Source organism: Novosphingobium sp. PhB165 (assembly GCF_004341845.1).
Classification (GTDB): Bacteria; Pseudomonadota; Alphaproteobacteria; order Sphingomonadales; family Sphingomonadaceae; genus Novosphingobium.
Genome location: NZ_SLVB01000009.1, coordinates 46,916 through 64,335, shown reverse-complemented (window position 1 = coordinate 64,335; position 17,420 = coordinate 46,916). Strand labels below are relative to the sequence as shown.

Below are 17,420 nucleotides of genomic sequence, written 5' to 3'. Positions count from 1 at the left end.
TTCTTGACGCCCATCCCGGAAAGGGTCAAGAAAATTATACGATATATGATCTGAGCATTGGGAATGGACTTCGCTTCCATTGGGCTGGGGATGAGAAAGATGACCGCACGACTGCCCGCCGAAACCGCGCTTCCACTTGTCAGCGGCCGCCTTCATCACGCGGTGGCGCGCCGGTTGGCGACCGCGATCGTCAGTGGCGAGCTGCCACCGGGGCACGTCTTTCCCGCCGAAGTCGAACATGCCGACCGGCTTGGCGTTTCGCGCTCGGTCCTGCGCGAGGCGTTCCGGATATTGACCGCCAAGGGCATGGTCAGCAGCCGCCCGAAAGCGGGTACACGCGTGAACGAGCGCAAGAACTGGAACCTGCTCGATCCTGACGTGCTGGCCTGGCAGATCCAGTGTGGGGCAAGCGACGAATTCCTGCGCGACCTGTTCGAACTGCGCATGGTGGTCGAGCCGCAAGCCGCCGAGATGGCCGCGCAGCGCCGCGATGAGCGACAATTGACCGACATGGCCAATGCGCTGGAAACGATGGAGCGCTGCACGCTTACCAGCGACAAGGGCCGCGCCGCCGATATTCGCTTTCACGAACTGGTGCTGGAAGCGACGCGCAACGAACTGATGCAGGCGCTCTCCACCTCGATCTCCACGGCAATCGCCTCGACGACCGCGATCAAGAGCCGTGTGCAGGATTGCCCGCGCGATCCGATGCCCGAGCACCGCGCGCTCTACCGCTGCATTGCGGAAGGCAATGCCAAGCAGGCGCGCAAGGCGATGATCGCACTGATCGATCTGGCCCATGCAGATACCCGCGTCGCGCTTCGGCGCTGACGGCACACGGTTCAACAGGGTTGACTCGCGCCCTCCGAAGCTTATCAATAACCGTATACGATATTCGATAGGAGTTTCTGGTGATGAAGGCCAATCGGCGCGAATGGATGGCGGGTGTGGCGGCGCTGGCTGTCAGCTCTGTCCCTCTCAAGGGCTTCGCGGCCGTCATCGCCCCCAAGCTTCCGATCAAGGCGAAGCCGCTGCCGCTCAGCGACGTGCGGCTCATGGCTTCGGACTATGCGACCGCGGTGGACGTCAACGTCGACTACCTGATGTCGCTCAGCCCCGATCGCTTCCTGCACAATTTCCGCAAGTATGCAGGTCTTGAGCCCAAGGCGCCGATCTATGGTGGCTGGGAATCGGATACTATCGCCGGTCACACCCTTGGCCACTACATGACCGCGCTGGTCTTGGCATGGCAGCAGACCGGCAATCCCGAATGCCGCCGCCGCGCGGACTATATCGTTGACGAACTGGCGCTCTGCCAGGCGCAGCGCAGCGATGGCTATATCGGCGCGCTCGGCCGCAAGACCAAGGACGGCAAGGTCGTCGACGGGCAGGAGATCTTCCCCGAAGTCATGCGCGGGGAGATCAAGTCGGGCGGGTTCGACCTCAACGGATCGTGGTCGCCGCTCTACACCGTGCACAAGTACTTCGCGGGTCTGCTCGATATCCATTCGGCCTGGGGCAATGCCAAGGCGCTGGAAGTGGTCATCGGCCTGGGCGGATACTTCGAGAAGGTCTTCGCCGCGCTCGACGACAAGCAGATGCAGGAACTGCTGGGCTGCGAATATGGCGGCCTGAACGAAAGCTATGCCGAACTCTACGCCCAGACCGGCGATCTGCGCTGGCTGAAGGTGGCGGAACGCATCTACGACAAGAAGGTGCTCGATCCGCTGGTGGCGCAGGAGGACAAGCTGTCCAACTTCCACGCCAATACGCAAGTGCCCAAGCTGATCGGCCTGGCGCGCATTCACGAGCTGACCGGCAAGGACGAGCCGGGCCGCGCCGCCCGTTTCTTCTGGGAGCGCGTGACCCAGCATCACAGCTACGTGATCGGCGGCAATGCCGACCGCGAATACTTCTTCGAGCCGGACAATATCGCGCTGCACCTCACGGAATCGACCTGTGAGCACTGCAACACCTACAACATGCTGAAGCTGACCCGTCAGCTCTACTCGTGGCAGCCGGACGGCGCGCTGTTCGACTATTACGAGCGCGCCCACCTCAATCACGTGATGTCCGCGCACAACCCGCATACCGGCGGCTTCACGTACATGACGCCGATGATGAGCGGCGCCCCGCGCGGCTATTCGCAGCCGGGCGAGGAAGCCTTCTGGTGCTGCGTCGGCTCGGGCATGGAAAGCCATTCAAAGCACGGCGATTCCATCTACTGGCAGGGTGACGACACGCTGTTCGTGAACCTCTTCATCCCGTCGAAGGCGGAGTGGAAGGCCAAGGGCGTGGCGCTGACGCTGGCCACCGAATATCCGTTCAAGCCCGAAGTGGGCGTGACGCTGGATGCGGTGAAGAACGGCAAGTTCACCCTCGCGCTGCGCATTCCGGGCTGGGCCAACGGCCGTGCGCTGGTCGCCGTCAACGGTGCCCCGGTTCCGGCCAATGCCGTGAATGGCTACGCTGTCATCGACCGTCGCTGGAAGAAGGGCGACACGATCTCGCTCACCCTGCCGCTCGATCTGCGGTTCGAGGCGGCCGCCGGTTCGCAGGACGTGGTGGCCGTGCTGCGCGGCCCGCTGGTCATGGCGGCGGACCTCGGTCCGGCCGAAATGGAGTTCACCGGCGTCGAGCCGGCGATGGTGGGCGACAATCCGCTGTCGGCCTTCGCGCCGATCGTTTCGGACCGTCCGCGTTTCCAGACCACCGGCGTGATGCGCCCGGCGGACCTGACGTTCGTGCCGTTCTACAGCCAGTACGACCGCCGCAGCGCGGTCTACTTCAAGCGCTTCACCGAGGCCGGCTGGAAGAGCGAGGAAGCCTCGTTCCTGGCCGAACAGGCGCGCCAGAAGGACATCGCCGCCCGCTCGATCGACGTCATGCACCTGGGCGAAATGCAGCCCGAGCGCGATCACAACCTGACCTCGGAAATCTCCTACCCGGTCTCGTACCGTGGCCGAAACGGGCGGGACGCCCGCTCGGGCGGCTACATCGAGTTCACGATGAAGGTAAAGCCGGGCCCGCTGCTGCTGCAGGCGATCTATTGGGGCAGCGAGCGTTCGCGCGTGTTCGACATCTTCGTCGATGGCACCAAGGTCGTCACCCAGACGCTCGACAACGATACGCCGGGCAAGTTCATGGACGTCGACTATCCGCTGCCCGAGGCGCTGACCAAGGGCAAGAGCCAGGTCAAGGTGCGCATCGTGCCGCATGACCGCAGCTCGGCCGGTCCGATCTTCGGCATGCGCCTGTTCACGGCGAAGCCGGCGACCAAGTGAGTTCACGGAAAATGACTGGTCTAAACGAAGTCGCGTTCACGCTCGACGAAGCAGATGCGCTGGCCCGCAAGGTGCTGCAGGCCTGCGGTCTTGCCCCCGATCACGCCGCTGCCGTGGCCCAGACCATGGTCTCGGGCGAGCGGGATGGTTGCACCTCGCACGGGCTTTACCGCCTGCTCGTCGCCGCCAATTCGGTGGCGCGCGGCGTGGTGGTGCCCGATGCCGTGCCGGAAGTGACCGAGCCTGCCAAGGCGCTGGTCAAGGTCGACGGCAAGGGCGGCTTCGCCCAGCTTCCCTTCGAGCGCGGGATGCCGCTGCTGGTGGAGAAGGCCAAGGCTTACGGCATTGCCGCCATGGCGCTGAACAACGTGGTCCACTTCGCCGCGCTCTGGCCAGAGGTAGAGGCGCTGGCCGAACAGGGCCTCGTTGCACTCGCTTTCACGCCCAGCCACGCCTGGGTTGCGCCGGAGGGCGGCACCAAGCCGGTGTTCGGCACCAACCCGATCGCTTTCGGCTGGCCGCGCCCCGATCGCGCGCCCTTCGTGTTCGACTTCGCCACCAGCGCCGTCGCGCGCGGAGAGATCGAACTGCACCGCCGCGCGGGCAAGGCGATCCCGCCGGACTGGGGCTATGACGCCGATGGCCGTCCCTCCACCGATGCCAAGGCCGTGCTCGACGGTGCGATGCGCACGTTCGGCGCGCACAAGGGATCGGCGCTGGCGGCCATGGTCGAACTGCTGGCCGGGCCGCTGATCGGCGACATGACCAGCGCGGAATCGCTGGCGGCAGACGAAGGACGCGGTGGTTCGCCAATCGGCGGCGAACTGATCGTCGTGATCGATCCGGCGGGCTTCCTGGGCGACAGCGTGGATGAATACCTGAAGCGCGCCGAGACCATGTTCGAAACCATCGAAGGGCAGGGCGCCCGCCTTCCCGGCGCGCGCCGCCTGCTGGCTCGCGCGCGTTCGCAAGTGGAAGGCGTGCGCATCCCCGCGCAGCTCCACGCCGACATTCTCGAAATTCTCGAAAGGGGAAATTGACGTGAAGAATACGCTTGGCCGCGCGCTGCTGCTGGCAGGCGCGGCGCTTGCCGTGGGCATCGCCCACGCCGCAGTGGCCGCCCCCGCCGCTCAGACTGCCAAAGTCCAGACCGCCGATGAGGCGTTTGAGGCGATCTACACGTCCGAATATGCCTGGCGCGCGGCACAGTCGGGCCCCAGCGAGGATGGCCCGAAGAGCCAGACGCTGATGCTGCCCGATGTCGGCGCCAAGGCGCAGGCCGAGCGTCTGGCCCGCTGGACCCAGGTGGAAAAGCAGCTTGCCGCCATCGATCAGGCCAAGCTTTCGCCGGAAAACCGCATCAACTTCGCAGTCTACAAGGGCCAGATCGACGCGCTCGTTGCCGAGCAGCGATACCGCGATTACGAAAAGCCGTTCAACGCCGATACCAGCTTCTGGGGCGATCTGGCCGGCTGGGCGCGGGAGCCGCTGCGCGACCAGAAGGGCGCCGAGAACTACCTCGAAATGCTGCGCGAGATCCCGCATTTCTACGATCAGCAGATCGACAATATGCGCGCGGGCCTGAAGCGCGGTTTCTCGGCCCCGCAAGTCACGCTGATCGGGCGCGACAAGAGCATCGAACTCGTCGTCGACGCCAAGACGCCCGAGGACTCGCCGTTCTACGAACCGTTCAAAAAGCTGCCCTCGACGATCCCGGCCGCCGAACAGGAGAAGCTGCGCGCCGCAGCGCGTGAGGCGATTACCGGCAGTGTCGTGCCCGCCCATGCCAAGCTGCTGACGTTCATGCGCAGCGAGTACGAAAAGCAGGCCCGCAAGTCGCTGGCCGCCTATGCGCTGCCGGACGGCAAGGCCTATTACCAGTCGAAGATTTCCGAGTTTGTCACGCTCGACAAGTCGCCGGAGGAAATCCACCAGATCGGCCTCAGCGAAATGGCGCGCATCCGCTCGCAGATGAACGAGGTGATGCAGCAGGTCGGCTTCAAGGGCGACCTCAAGGCGTTCCTGCACTTCCTGCGCACCGATCCGCAGTTCTATCCCAAGACGCCGAACGAGCTGCTCTACCGCGCCGCGTGGATCGCCAAGACCTTCGACGGCAAGGCCTCGCAGTTCTTCGGCCACCTGCCGCGCAGCCGCTTCGCCATCAAGCCGGTGCCCGATGACATCGCACCGTTCTACACCGGCGGGCGCGGCGGTCCGGGCATCTACCTCGTCAACACCTACGACCTGCCGAGCCGCCCGTTCTACTCGCAGATCGCGCTGACCCTGCACGAGAGCGCGCCGGGCCACGCGATGCAAATGCCGCTGGCAATGGAGAACAAGGACCTGCCGGCCTTCCGTCGCGACACCTATCTCTCGGCTTATGGCGAGGGCTGGGCGCTCTATTGCGAGGCGCTGGGCGAGGACATGGGCATGTACGAAACGCCCTATGACCGCTTCGGCATGCTCAGCTATCAGGCGTGGCGCGCCTCGCGCCTTGTCGTCGATACGGGCATTCACGCCAAGGGCTGGACCCGCGAGCAGGCGCAGCAGTACTTGCGCGACAACACCGCGCTTTCCGATCACGAGATCGAGACCGAGGTGGATCGCTACATCTCCTGGCCGGGCCAGGCGCTGTCCTACTACATGGGCCAGCTGGCCTTCATGGACGCGCGCAAGAAGGCGGAAACTGCGCTTGGGCCGAAGTTCAACATCCGGGCTTTCCATGATGCGGTTCTTCAGCTTGGCGGCGTGCCGCTGCCGGTGATCGACCAGCGCGTCGACCAGCTGATCAAGGACGGTGGCAAGGGCCCCTATCCCGATGAGGAATAGGCTCGCACTGATGCTGGCGGCGTGTGCATTCGTGCCCGCCGCCCCGGCACCCGTTTTCGCGCAGCAGGCGCGCGAACTGACCATTCCGGGCAATCCGATCCTCGCCGACGGGGATTACTACTCCACCGATCCCGCGCCGTTCGTGGCGGACGGCCAGCTCTGGATCCTCACCGGCCGGGACGAGGCGGCTCCGGACGTCAACGACTTCATCATGCCCGAATGGCAATTGCTGAAGACCGCCGATCCGGCCTCGCACAAATGGACGCATTATCCGGCGATCCTGAAGCCGGAAAACGTCTTCGCATGGGCCGAACCCGCGCGTGCCTATGCTGGGCAGATCATTCAGGGCCCCGAGGATCCGAATGGGGTCAAGCGCTACTACCTCTACGCCCCGGTGCTGGAGAAGAACAGCGACGCCAAGGACCGCTTCGCCATCGGCGTGGCTGCGGCGGACAGCCCGCTCGGCCCATGGCGCGATGCGCATCCCTCGGGCCCGATCATCTCGCAGAAAGTGCCGGTCGCCAACGATATCCAGAATATCGATCCGACCATGATGATCGACGACGATGGCCGGGTCTACATCTACTGGGGCACGTTCGGCCAGCTTCGCGGCATGGAGCTGGAGCGGGACATGATCACGCCCAAGGGCCCGGAGCTGGAAATGAAGGGGCTGACCGGCTTCTTCGAAGCGCCGTGGATCATGAAGCGCAAGGGCACGTATTACATGCTCTACGCCGGCAACAAGGCCGGCCCGACGTCGGACTGCACGCCCGCCGTCTACCACGCCTGCATCGCCTACGGCACCGCGCCTTCGCCGATGGGGCCGTGGACGTATCGCGGCGTGGTGCTGAAGCCGGTATCCTCCACCACCTCGCACTCCGGCGCGGTCGAGTTCAAGGGGCAGTGGTACCTCGCCTACCACACGGCGGACGCCAAGGGCGGCGGCCACTTCCGCCGCAGCGTCGCGCTCGACAAGATGGAGTGGGACGACAGCGTCTCTCCCGCGCGGATCCTGCCGGTCACCCCGACCCTGCGCCCGCAGCCTCCGCTGGCCGCCACGCGCAACATTGCCCGTTCGGCGTGGGCGACCGCTTCCAACAAGCCGGTGCCGGTGCAGTTCTGGATCAAGTCGCTGAACGACGGGATCGTGAAGGAAGCCCCGCTGCCGCCCGACATGTGGGGCAGCTGGTCACCGAACAATCCGCCCAGTCAGTGGATCGAATACCGCTGGGATGAGCCGGTGACGGTGAACGGATCGCGCATCCGCTTCTGGAACGACCAGCCTGCCGGCTCGGGCGTCGGCGTCGCGCCGCCGGCCAAGTGGCATCTCGAATACTGGGAAAAGGGATGGAAACCCGTCCCGCGTCCCAGCGCCTACGGCACCGCGACCGACGCTTTCCAGAACGTCTCATTCCGCCCGGTCACCACCCGCTGTCTGCGCGCGGTGATGGAGGCATCTACGGACGGCAAGACGCACGCCGCGCTTGCCGTGCAGGAATGGGAAGTGCTGGCGCACCAACCGGCAGTCCCGATTGTGCGCGATTCGGACAAGGCACCGCCGATCCCTTGCGGGTAGGGCGCCGAATCGAATTTAATTCTCCGACTAATTGAAAGGGGAGCGCGGTCCGTCCGCGCTCCCCTTTCTCGTTATAAATGCAAGATTCGATGCATTTTTGTCACGGAACGCCCGTTTTGTTGCCGGTCCGTGACAACTCCGTTGACTCCGACAAATAAAGTAGGAGGTATACGATATATTCGGGTGTGATCCGGGGCCGAGGGCCGAACAAACAAGGGGAAGTTCGCATGATGTCACGTAGAGTTTCGCGGCGAGGTTTGGCGCTTTCGTCGGCCATGACGGCGGTTATGGTCATGGCGCTGACAGCCGCGCCGGGCGCCGCCCGCGCCGAGGAAAACGCCGCTGGCGACACCGCCCAGCCGGGCGCGACGATCATGGTCACCGGCGTCAGGGGCAGCGTCGAAAAGGCCGCCCAGAAGAAGCGCAAGGCGAAGCAGATCGTCGACTCCGTGGTGGCCGAGGACGTCGGCAAATTGCCGGACAATAACGTCCCCGAAGCGATTGCCCGCGTCACCGGCGTCCAGATCGACCGCGTCCATGGCGAGGGCTCGTCGATCTCGATCCGCGGCATGACCGACATCTCGACGACCATCAACGGCTTCGAGGCTACCAGCGGCGTCGGTCGCTCGATGAGCCTGTCGGACGTTCCGGCCGAACTGCTCAAGGCCGTCGACGTCTACAAGACCCGCACGCCCGATCAGGTGGAAGGCGGCATCGCCGGCACCGTGAACGTCGAACTGCGCCGCCCGCTCGACCTCAACAAGGGCCTGACCCTGGCGGGGAGCTTCCGCGAGGTGTTCTCCAGCATCGGCAACACCAAAAGCCCTTATGGCAGCCTCCTGGTCGGCGACCGGTTCGACACCGGGATCGGCGAGATGGGCTTCCTGATCAACGCATCCTACACGCGCAACAACTACAACGAGACGTTCCTTGAAAGCGAGACGCCGGGCACTTTCTTCGGCACCGATCTGAACTCGCTTCCCGCCGATCAGCAGCAGACGACGATCACGCCCTATGCGGTGAATTACGGCACGGAAAACGGCCGGATCTCCCGCCCTGCGCTCAACGCCGTGTGGCAATGGCAGGCCAGCGACCAGCTCGATTTCGTGGTTGAGGGCAATTACTTCGGCAGCCGTGAGCTGCGTTCACGTGATCGCCTGCATCTCGTGCTGCGCAATGGCAACTACAACCTGTCGAACATCTCGTATGCGGATAACGGCAATACCGATTTCCAGACCATCGACGGCATGACGGTGGCGCCCGCCTCCGGCATCATCGCCGGTGGACCGGAATCCTATTACGAGCGCCAGACCTCGAACAATTACGGCGGCAACTTCGAGACCCACTGGCACAACGATCACACCAAGATCAATTTCAGCGCCCAGTACAATCAGTCGAAGCGCGTCTACTACGGTGTCCTGAGCACCTACCGCTTCTCGACGATCGACAGCGCGACGGTGAACTTCAATGAAGACGTCGGCGCCGGCCGTGGTCCCTTCGTCTCGTTCAACGGCGTCGATATGTCCAACCCCGGCGAGTATTATCTCGACAATCTGCATGACGAACGCGGCGTCGAGCGCAGCCGCAATTTCGCATCGCAAGTCGATTTGACACAGGATCTTTCCGATACCGGCCTGCTGCGCTCGTTCCAGATGGGCGCGCGCTTCACCGATCGGAAGATCAGCTTCCGGTACGGTTATCGCGACAGCTTCCCGCGCAATAACGGCGCGACCATTGCGCTCGACGACGTCGGCTATCCCTACGAGACATCGACGACCGATGTTTCGGGCTTCGACGCGCCGACCTGGTATCATCTCGACGGCAAGTATCTCATGAACAACATGGATAGCGTCCGTCAGTGGTTGCAGGGCGTGAGCACGACCGGACAGGACTGGTCGACCGAGAATCCGAGCCTCAATCTCGGCAGCGGCTATGCCTCGCGCGAGAAGACTTTCGCGGTCTACGGGCAGTTCAATTATGCCTTCGACGCAGGCGTGCCGGTGGAGGGCGTGTTCGGCGCCCGCGTGGTCAACACGTGGGGAACATCGGACAGCGCCTCCTACAATATCGACAAGCAGAATAACCAGGTCATCACCGACGCCGCCGGCAAGGGCAATTTCCTCGATGTCCTGCCAAGCTTCAATGCGATTGCCCACTTCACCTCGAAGCTGCAATTGCGCCTGGCCTGGACGAAGAATGTCCAGCGGGTCGGTTTCGATGCGCTCAGCCCGTTCCGGATCGTGAACTTCCAGAACAATACGGTCACGTCCGGCAATCCGGATCTCAAGGCCTATAGCGAAAACAGCTTCGACGCCTCGCTCGAATATTACTTCGGTCGAGCAGGGTCGGTGTCGTTCGCGTCCTACCTCAAGAAGCCGAAGGGCTATATCTACTATTCGGTCGCGGACGAGTACGTTCCGGAATTCGGCGGGATCGGCCAAGTCTGGACGAACCGCAATGCGGGCGGCGGCACGTTCCAGGGCTTCGAGATTGCGGGCCAGACGTTCTTCGACTTCCTGCCCGGCTTCTGGAAGAACTTCGGTGTTCAGGGCAACCTGACCTGGCTGCGCAAGGGCAACATCAATTACCCCGATGGTTCGGACAACAATGCCATCGGCATGTCGAAGCTGACCTACAATGCGGCGCTCTATTACGACACGCCGGAGTTCAGCGGCCGTGTCGCCTGGAACTATCGCTCGCGCTATCGCACTTCGGTGATGTCGGACTTCCCCGACTACTCGCCCTACATGGACGCGACGTCGCGTCTGGACGCGGCGCTCAACTTCACGCCGTGGGAGCATATCACGTTCAGCGTAGAGGCGACGAACCTGCTGAAGAACAATGCCCAGATGTGGTGGGGCAAGGATCGCCTGCTTCCCTATGGCGTGCGCCTGCAGGCGCGCACCATCCAGGCGGGTGTGCGCTTCCGCTTCTGAACCGGCGTTCCGGAACGGTTGGAAGGGGGGCGTGGGCATTGATGTCCGCGCCCCCTTTTCTTTGGACAGAGGCAGTTTTCGGAGCGTGCAATTGCCCATTTTCGCCGGGATTCGTTTGACTTACGGCGCATGCGGTGGTGCAAAGAATGCAATTGCACACTCATTTGTAATATCGTATACGATATCTGCATTAACAAGAAGCGCAGGAACGAGATAGTTATGGCAATTGCTTGGAAGGGTGTGTTCCCGGCCGTCACCACGCAGATCCGCGAGGATCTGTCGCTTGATCTCGCTGACACGCAGCGCGTCGTCGACGATCTGATCAACGACGGCGTGACCGGCGTGATCGCGCTTGGCACCGTGGGCGAGAACAACTCGCTCGAATACGACGAGAAGGTCCAGGTTCTCACCGCCATCGTCGAAGCCGTGAACGGCCGCGTTCCGGTCGTCACCGGCGTTTCGGAGTTCGATACCCGCCGCGCAGTGCGCTATGCGCAGGCCGCTGAAAAGGCTGGCGCCGACGGCCTCATGCTGCTGCCGCCGATGGTCTATGTGCCCAAGGCCAAGGAACTCGTCGCGCACTTCAAGGGCGTGGCCGACCAGACCGGTCTGCCGATCATGCTCTACAACAACCCGCCGGCCTACCGCACGGTGATCGACAAGGACGTGCTGACCGCGCTGATCGATGTGAAGAACATCGTCGCCGTCAAGGAATCCGCGCCGGATACTCGCCGCTTCACCGATTTCCGCAATACCTTCGGCGATCGCTACACGCTGTTCGCGGGCCTCGACGACGTGGCACTGGAAGGCCTCTACCTCGGCGCGCAGGGCTGGGTCTCGGGCCTCACCAACGCCTTCCCGAAGGAATCGGTCGAGCTGGTCAAGGCGTTCGAGCGTGGTGACCATGCCAAGGCAATGGAAATCTATCGCTGGTTCATGCCGCTCCTCCACCTCGATGCCGAGCATGACCTGGTCCAGTCGATCAAGCTGGCCGAGCAGGTCATGGGTCGCGGTTCGGAGCGCGTTCTGCCTCCGCGCTACGTCCTTGAGGGCGAGCGCCGCGCGGAAGTGATCGCGATGGTCGAGAAGGCCGCCGCCACCCGTCCCGACCTGACGGTCGCGGCAGCAGCATAAGGGAGCGTCGATGCGGCACACTTTCTTCTGCATCGACGGCCACACAGCCGGTAACCCCGTTCGCCTTGTGGCGGGCGGGGCTCCGCTGTTGAAGGGCGCCTCGATGTCCGAGCGTCGGCAGGATTTCCTGTCGCGGTTCGACTGGATCCGCACGGGGCTCTGCTTCGAGCCGCGCGGGCATGACATGATGTCGGGCGGCTTCCTCTATCCGCCTTGCGATCCGGCGAACGACATCGGCATCCTGTTCATCGAGACCAGCGGCTGCCTGCCGATGTGCGGCCACGGCACCATCGGCATGGTCACCTTCGGGCTTGAGCACGGGCTGATCCAGCCGGCGACGCCGGGCAAGCTGCGCGTCGAGGTTCCGGCAGGCGTGATCGAGATCGCCTACGAGACCAACGGTCCCAAGGTCACTTCGGTACGCATCACCAATGTCCCCGCCTATGTCGCCGAGCGCGGCATCGAGGTGGACGTGGAAGGCATCGGCCCGCTCTCGATCGACGTGTCCTATGGAGGCAACTACTACGCCATCGTCGAGCCGCAGGGGAACTACACCGGCCTCGACGACCTCGGCGCCTCGCGCATTATCGAGCTTTCGGGCCGCATCCGCGAAGCCGTGCGCGCGAAGTACGAGCCGGTCCACCCGCTCGATTCCACGATCCGCGGCGTCAGCCACATCCTCTGGGCCGACAAGCCCAAGCATGAGGGCGCCGACGGCCGGAACGCCGTGTTCTACGGCGACAAGGCGATCGACCGCAGCCCTTGCGGCACTGGCACTTCGGCACGCATCGCGCACTTGCACGCGACCGGCCGGCTGAAGGTGGGCGAGCGCTTCGTGCACGAGAGCTACATCTGCAGCCGGTTCATCGGCCGCGTCGAACAGGAAGTCATGCTGGGCGACAAGCCGGCGATCATTCCCTCGATCGAGGGCTCGGCCATCGCCACCGGCTTCAACACCATCTGGATCGACCGGGAAGACCCGTTCTGGGCCGGTTTCCAGGTAACCTGATTAGAGTACCCACCCGATCGGCGGGTCTGCATTCCCTCGCCGCCGATCTCTCTTTGGCCCTCGCCGTAATCCGGCGAGGGCTTTTTTTGTGCGGGCGCAATGGCTGCCTTCGGCACTTCGAAGCATGCGAAAAGGCCGGGTAAGTCAGGGACTTCGCATCAATCGCATGTAACAGAAATCGGTAATGTTTGTGCGCAGAGCCGTAACACTCTTGCGTTGCGGCATTGCGGGGTTTATTGGCCGCCACAGCATCAAGAGTCGGACCGACGTTCGACACCAACCTGCTCCCGAGCAAGGTGGTGCCTCCAGAAAGGAGGGATGTGGCCGGACCGGCAATAAACGGGACCTTCAGCCGCAGTTACGTCGATCCGATGCTTGTCTATCGAAGCATGAAGGAATCGATCAATGACAGACCAACCTCAGCAGTTCGCGAGCGACAATTACGCCGGCATCTGTCCTGAGGCGCTTGCCGCGATGCTGGCCGCGAACGAGGGGTCGGCCGTTGCCTATGGCGACGACGAGTGGACCTTGCGCGCCGCCAACACGTTCCGCAGCCTGTTCGAGGCGGATGGCGAGGTGTTCTTCGTCTTCAACGGCACGGCGGCGAACTCGCTGGCGCTGGCCTCGCTCTGCCAGTCCTACCACAGCGTGATCTGCTCTTCCTCCGCCCACGTCGAGACGGACGAGTGCGGCGCGCCGGAATTCTTCTCCAACGGTTCGAAACTGCTGGTCGCGCCCTCGGCCGACGGCAAGCTGACCCCGGCCGCGATCCGCGCGCTGGCGGCAAGCCGCTCCGACATCCATTTCCCCAAGCCGCGCGTGGTGACGATCACCCAGCCGACCGAGACCGGGCAGGTCTATGCCGTCGACGAGATCAAGGCGATCTCTGCGGTCTGCCGTGAGCTCGGCCTCAAGCTGCACATGGACGGCGCGCGCTTCGCCCATGCCTGCGCGGCGCTCGGCTGCACCCCTGCTGCGATCACGTGGGAGGCGGGCGTGGACGTGCTCTGCTTCGGCGGCACCAAGAACGGCATGGCCGTGGGCGAGGCGATCATCTACTTCGACCGCGCGCTGGCGGCGGACTTCGAATATCGCTGCAAGCAATCCGGCCAGCTGGCGTCGAAAATGCGCTTTCTGTCGGCGCCGTGGATCGGGTTGATCGAGACCGGCGCATGGCTTCGCAATGCCGAGCACGGCAATGCCTGCGCGCGGCGGCTTGCCGAACTGGTCGGCGACTTGCCCGGACTTTCCTTCAAGTTCCCGGTGCAGGCCAATTCGGTGTTCCTGGAGGCCCCGGCCGAAGTGCTGGAGCGCCTGCGCGGGCGCGGATGGCGGTTCTACACTTTCATCGGCGGCAGCGCCCGCTTCATGTTCGCATGGGACACCGACCTTGCCCGTGTCGAGGAACTGGCCCGCGATTTGAGCGAGATTACGGCGGAAGTCGCTGGCGAGCACGTCCCCGCAGCCTGACCCAAACGCGAAAGGCCCGACCGGTCTTGCGACCGGACGGGCCTTGGATTTCACGGCGGCTCCAAGTGGGGACGGGGAGCCGCCGTGCGGGATCAGAAGTTGGCGGTGAAGCCCACGAAGATCGTGCGGCCCAGCGCGTCGTAGACGCCCGGATAGGTATTGCCGTTGCCGAAGGCCGAAAGGATGCCCGCAGCGATAGCCGGCGGATTCTTGTCGAACATGTTGTTCACGCCTGCGCGCAGGGTGAACTGCTTGTCGATGGCCTGCGAGACCGAGAGATCGAAGTAGTTGTAGGCATCGATCTTGCGGTTCACCACGCTGGGCGTGCCGGCCAGGAACGGATTGTCCGACAGGCTCGAAAGCTTGGTGCCGCCGATATAGCGCCACGACAGCGAGACGGTGGTATCGCTCGGTGCCATCCAGGTCATGCGCGCGACATGGCGCCATTCCGGGTTCGGCTGGCCGCAAGTATAGCCGAACAGGCCCTTGCAGTCATAGGAACCGAGGCCCGAGATCGGCTCGGACTTCTGCGAGGCCAGCCAGGTGCCCAGCATGTTGACGTTCACCTGACCGGCATTGCCGATGTTGAACGTATAGTCCGCGTTCACGTCGATGCCCGAGGTCTTCAGGTAGCCGGTGTTCAGCATGGTCGAGACGACATAGCCCGCGTTCGTGCCGAACAGCGCGCCCGAGCGCGGATCGCGATGGAACAGGCCGCAGAAGTACGGATCGCCCGTGGTCGCGCACTGGCTGATGCTCAGCGAAGGCGCGATCGAGGAAATGTAGTCCTTCACCTTGATCGTGTAGTAATCGACCGAGAGCGAGAAGCGGCGCAGCGCCTTCGGCGTCAGCACGAAGCCCAGCGTGTAGGTGTCGGCCGTCTCCGGCTTCAGGTCGATATTGCCGCCGCCAAGTGCGGAGCAGGTATCGGCCGGGCAGGTGGGGATCTTGCCGTACTGCGCGGCGGTTACGCCGGTGAGTTCGCAGGCTTCCAGCGACGCGGAGGGGCTGGCGCCCGAGCAGGGATCCTGTGCCGCCACGTTGCCCACCGACTGCGAGGCGAACAGTTCGCCCACGTTAGGCGCGCGGATGGCGTGGTTGTAGCTGGCGCGAATGCGGATATCATCGATCGGCTGCCAGCTCAGTTCGCCCTTGTAGGTCCAGACGTTGTAGCCGGACTTGATGCCGGTCGAGTCCTGCTTGTTGTCGTAGGACGAATAGCGCAGGCCGCCGTTGACGGTCAGCGAGCGGAAGAACGGCTTGTCCTCGATCAGCGGCACTTCGACTTCGCCGTAACCTTCGACAACGCTGATCACGCCGTCCGAATTGGTGGCGCCGCCCTGCTGGGCGATCTCGTCCGCGAAGTAGTTCAGCGATTCGCGGCGCTGCTCGGCACCGAACGCGACGCCGACGCCGTGGCTGGCCCAAGGCAGGGTCACGCCCATTTCGCCAAGGTCGCCGCTGATGTTGCCCGAGAACACCCGCAGCGAATTGCGCGACGAGGTGTGGCTGGGCGTGAACAGGTAGGCACCCTGTTCGGCGGTAACGCCGCCGGCCTGGAACACATTGGCCGGGATGCAGCTCGGATCGCTTCCGTCGATGACCGACTGGCAGGTCGGCACGCCGTTCACGTCCACGACGTTGAGCGCGCGAGCGGCCTTCACGGCATCGACGTTGTTGAGGTAGGTCTCCTTGTAGCGGACCAGCGAGTAATTGTAGTTCACGTCATAGCTGAAACCGCTGCCAAGGTCGCCCTTGACGCCGGCGCTGTAGCGGTAGTCGTTGTAGTTCAGATCGTCGCGGCGCGGCGCGATCGACATGCGGTAGCCGACCAGCGAGTCCGCCGTCGTCGCGGTTCCGGCCTTGGCGCCGCAGATCGCCTGAAGCTGGCTGGCACTGGCAAGCGGGTTATTGCACGAAATCGGGAACGCTTCGCCCAGGAAGATCGCGGAAGGCGCCACCTGCGAGAAGGTGTGATCGCGCATGAACATGAAGCTGCCGTAGACTTGCGCCGCCGGGCTGATGTCGAAGTGCGCGAAGCCGCCCGCGTTGATGCGCTCGTCCGAACGCTGGATGTAGCTGTCGGGCGCGTAGTTGTAGGCATAGCTGTTGTCGTAAGGCACGAGGGTCTGCGTGCCGTTGCGATTGTTGATCAGCGTCTGGCCCTGATAGGGGCTGGCATCGTCCAGCGGCACGAACGAGCCGTAGGGCGTGTTGCTCGAACCACCGCAATAGAGACCGGCGCCGTCATCGTTCAGCGCGCAGGACGAATAGTCGCGGCTGGACTGCTTGACCGGATCGACATGGCGATAGCCGGCGAAGACCGTGATATTGCCGCGACCGTCGGCAAAGTTCTTGCCCGCCGAGATCGTGATGTCCTGCTTGCCACCGTCGGCCACCGACCGGGGCGCGGTGTCGTAGCCCTGCGAGCGGACGAGGTTGCGGATCGAGCTGTCGTCGTTGGTGTGCTGCGCGAAGCCGGTCTGGGCGTCGATGCGGACGCCGTCCAGATCCTTCTTCATCACGAAGTTGACGACGCCCGAAAGCGCGTCCGAACCGTAGACCGCCGAGGCGCCGCCGGACATCACGTCCACGCGCTCGATCAGGCTGCTGGGAATGAAATTGGTGTTGATCGCCTGCGAGGGCATCAGGCGCTGGCCGTCGATCAGCACCAGCACGCGGTTCGAGCCGAGGTTGCGCAAGTTGATCTTGGCGGTGCCGTCTGAACCGTTCGAGACGTTCTCGTTGGCGTCGGCGGTGAACTGCGGCAGGCGGTTCAGCACCTGATCCACGGTGGTCGCGCCCTGGAACTTGAATTCGTCGGAACCGACGACGGTCTGCGGGCTGTTGCTGGCGAGATCGGCGCGCTTGATGCGCGTGCCGGTCACGACGATGTCGGCGGCCGGCGTGGCGTCCGAAGCGCCGTCCTGAGCGAACGCGGCCTGGCCGAAGGCCGTGCCTGCAATGATCGCGGACATGGCGGCCGCGCAATAAAGTGTTCTGTTACGACCCCTCATGGGTTTCACTCCCTTGTTCAATGTCGGGAGGTTGCGACACATTTCGGTGCATGTCAAATATAGTATACGAAATAAGTTATCTGTCGTAAAAATGCCGCAATGACGCCTTGTTGGCGGTACCGGCGGCGGGCGGGTTTCGGGCAAATGGCACGGCCCCTCCGCTCG

General features: G+C 63.7%; 10 protein-coding genes and 1 riboswitch. Of the genes, 9 read left to right on the top strand and 1 reads right to left on the bottom strand.

From position 1 onward, the window contains the following. Window positions 1–99: 99 nt before the first annotated feature. From EDF56_RS21395 to EDF56_RS21355, 9 genes are all read left to right on the top strand, one after another. Window positions 100–831, top strand: a complete 732-nt coding sequence (locus EDF56_RS21395; RefSeq protein WP_243652758.1) for a FadR/GntR family transcriptional regulator — start codon at window positions 100–102, stop codon at window positions 829–831. Window positions 832–914: 83 nt separating this feature from the next. Continuing rightward, the gene (locus tag EDF56_RS21390; RefSeq protein ID WP_243652757.1) at window positions 915–3,284 is read left to right on the top strand and encodes a glycoside hydrolase family 127 protein; all 2,370 of its coding nucleotides are present in this window, start codon (window positions 915–917) and stop codon (window positions 3,282–3,284) included. Window positions 3,285–3,295: 11 nt separating this feature from the next. Next, complete coding sequence (locus EDF56_RS21385; protein WP_132391374.1) at window positions 3,296–4,324, top strand: Ldh family oxidoreductase; 1,029 nt, start codon at window positions 3,296–3,298, stop codon at window positions 4,322–4,324. A gap of 1 nt (window position 4,325) precedes the next feature. Then, window positions 4,326–6,113 (top strand): DUF885 family protein, encoded by a 1,788-nt coding sequence (locus EDF56_RS21380; RefSeq protein WP_165912311.1) that lies wholly within the window; start codon window positions 4,326–4,328, stop codon window positions 6,111–6,113. Next, window positions 6,103–7,689: a family 43 glycosylhydrolase gene (locus tag EDF56_RS21375; protein ID WP_132391372.1), complete on the top strand. Its 1,587-nt coding sequence runs from the start codon at window positions 6,103–6,105 to the stop codon at window positions 7,687–7,689. Before EDF56_RS21380 ends, EDF56_RS21375 begins: the two co-directional genes overlap by 11 nt. Before the next feature lie 275 nt (window positions 7,690–7,964). After that, the gene (locus EDF56_RS21370; RefSeq protein WP_165912310.1) at window positions 7,965–10,625 is read left to right on the top strand and encodes a TonB-dependent receptor; all 2,661 of its coding nucleotides are present in this window, start codon (window positions 7,965–7,967) and stop codon (window positions 10,623–10,625) included. A gap of 219 nt (window positions 10,626–10,844) precedes the next feature. Next, complete coding sequence (locus EDF56_RS21365) at window positions 10,845–11,759, top strand: dihydrodipicolinate synthase family protein (protein WP_132391368.1); 915 nt, start codon at window positions 10,845–10,847, stop codon at window positions 11,757–11,759. 10 nt (window positions 11,760–11,769) lie between these two features. Beyond that, complete coding sequence (locus tag EDF56_RS21360) at window positions 11,770–12,768, top strand: 4-hydroxyproline epimerase (RefSeq protein WP_132391366.1); 999 nt, start codon at window positions 11,770–11,772, stop codon at window positions 12,766–12,768. Window positions 12,769–13,011: 243 nt separating this feature from the next. Further along, window positions 13,012–13,118, top strand: a riboswitch (SAM-I-IV-variant riboswitch). A gap of 55 nt (window positions 13,119–13,173) precedes the next feature. Continuing rightward, entirely contained in the window at window positions 13,174–14,238 is a 1,065-nt protein-coding gene (locus tag EDF56_RS21355; protein WP_132391364.1) for a low specificity L-threonine aldolase, read from the top strand. A gap of 92 nt (window positions 14,239–14,330) precedes the next feature. Here EDF56_RS21355 and EDF56_RS21350 read toward each other — a convergent pair whose 3' ends face one another. Then, window positions 14,331–17,216 (bottom strand): TonB-dependent receptor, encoded by a 2,886-nt coding sequence (locus EDF56_RS21350; RefSeq protein WP_207904853.1) that lies wholly within the window; start codon window positions 17,214–17,216, stop codon window positions 14,331–14,333. Window positions 17,217–17,420: the final 204 nt, after the last annotated feature.